The organism is Priestia sp. JSM ZJ58, assembly GCF_044383985.1.
GTDB lineage: Bacteria > Bacillota > Bacilli > Bacillales > Bacillaceae_H > Priestia > Priestia zanthoxyli.
Genome location: NZ_JBISEM010000019.1, coordinates 1 through 1,773, shown reverse-complemented (window position 1 = coordinate 1,773; position 1,773 = coordinate 1). Strand labels below are relative to the sequence as shown.

3 protein-coding genes are annotated in these 1,773 nt (G+C 28.9%); all 3 read right to left on the bottom strand.

Annotated elements, in window-relative coordinates; genetic code table 11:
- Positions 1-267: 267 nt before the first annotated feature.
- Complete coding sequence (locus ACH6EI_RS27675) at positions 268-624, bottom strand: hypothetical protein (protein ID WP_272664116.1); 357 nt, start codon at positions 622-624, stop codon at positions 268-270.
- Positions 625-644: 20 nt separating this feature from the next.
- Positions 645-830 carry a hypothetical protein gene (locus ACH6EI_RS27670; RefSeq protein WP_272664118.1) on the bottom strand — a complete coding sequence of 62 codons (186 nt, stop codon included), beginning with the start codon at positions 828-830 and terminating at the stop codon, positions 645-647.
- A 304-nt stretch (positions 831-1,134) separates the two neighbouring features.
- Positions 1,135-1,692: a hypothetical protein gene (locus ACH6EI_RS27665; protein WP_278030802.1), complete on the bottom strand. Its 558-nt coding sequence runs from the start codon at positions 1,690-1,692 to the stop codon at positions 1,135-1,137.
- Positions 1,693-1,773: the final 81 nt, after the last annotated feature.

Genomic DNA, 1,773 nt, shown 5'->3' with positions numbered 1-1,773 from the left:
TAGACAAACTAAAAATAGATTTAACTTTAAATAACCGCTTAATTAGAATAAATAAACAGACTAGCAATAAATGCAATACCATAACAAAAATAAACAAGGTTATGGTAACGGCTATCAGTGCATTGATGGGGTCTGTACTTATATTTATATGATTAAATAATGTTGTATAAACAGTTAAATACAGTTTATTTGACACTAAAATCCATAGATAAATCAACACAATTGAAATTAAAAAAGTAATAAATATCATGCTAAATTTTTTCATTTTTAATCTCTATTCAAATACTCACTGATAAATTGCTCAGTGAGTTCCTTTATCGGTTTTTCAGTGATTTTAACATCATCTACTTCATTGAATATCAATTGATAAAACTCACTGACAAAACGTTCAGCGTGCTTCTTCGTATCCATTCCATTTTGTTTGATATCATCAATGTTATTAAATGAAAATTGATTGTCGAGTAGTTTAAAACGTTTGCATTTCGCACCTTTTAAACGCTCCGCTTTACTTGGATTAGTTCGACCTAAAACTAAATAATGCATTTTTATTTTTAATCCGTCACGGTAAACAATCAGACTACTTCTTACTGTTCCGCCCGTTCTTGCCATGTACACTTGTTCCATAACTCCCCCTAAAGCATGAATTAAAGTTGAATTAACTCTAATTCATTTTGTGAAAAAAAAGTCTCACTTCCATCATGGAACGATACACCAATGTTTAGCTCATAGTCATTGTCAATATTTATTACTTTGCATTCATAACCTTCAAGTTTAGAACCAAGTAAGTCTTTAATTACCTTAACTTTATCACCTAACTTAAATCTGCCCATATTAACACTCCATTTACACATGTAGCCTATTACTTTTTATCTAGTTGATGATGTATCTTCAACATAAAAACTAAATAGCAGTTAAATCTGAAAAGTTAGCCTAATAAACACGGTAATAGCTATCACAATACATACCCAACCAGCTAACTTTACAAGACTTGTACTTTCCTTGCTTAGTAAAGCGATCCCTAATCTAATAGTTATCAATGTTAAAGCAACTAATAAAAGACCTTTGATAAACATTCATATATCCTTTTTTTGAGGGCATCCTATACTCAGGAAGCCCCTTGATAATTAAATATTTTTAACTCAAATTGGATACAAAACCAATGATTTTAATTAAATTATCTATATCTAAATCTTCAATAACTAGCTGCTGCTTTCCTCTATATCGTCTATTTACTTCTCCTTTAATACCATTATTCAAATGAAAACCAGTAAATGCATTGTAATAGTTATTTAATTTTCCGAATCTTGATATTAATCCTTTCAATATTTTATCTTCTTCTAAATTTTCATTATGAGATTTTAAATTATTAATATGCTTTTTTATTTCTTCATCAATGTTAATTAATATTTTTCGTTTAATATCATTTGCTATATGTTTTGGATTTCGATTTTCTGAGACAGTACAAGAATTGCAGGAATAGCGAAAAAGGCGACTATAGATTGAACCTGATATATTCACTCGCCCTTTTTCACGTCTAAAATATATTGAATAATCTTTATATTTAGGCGATGTTAAAACAACGCATAGATCCCATGATTTAATTTTATTGACTCGCCATTCGTTACCCAAAAGGCAACAAATAACATCACAAACAGGTTGATATTCTTGAAAAAAACTTTTAATTCCGCTCATTTTCACCTCTAGCCGTTCGGCTACTTGAAATTTTATAATAAATAATCTATTTTGTTAAATAGTTCTGTGAAATATAATATA

Coding starts and splice junctions, on each gene's coding strand:
- ACH6EI_RS27675 (WP_272664116.1), bottom strand. CDS start 624: ATGGAACAAGTGTACATGGCAAGAACGGGCGGAACAGTAAGAAGTAGT.
- ACH6EI_RS27670 (WP_272664118.1), bottom strand. CDS start 830: ATGGGCAGATTTAAGTTAGGTGATAAAGTTAAGGTAATTAAAGACTTA.
- ACH6EI_RS27665 (WP_278030802.1), bottom strand. CDS start 1,692: ATGAGCGGAATTAAAAGTTTTTTTCAAGAATATCAACCTGTTTGTGAT.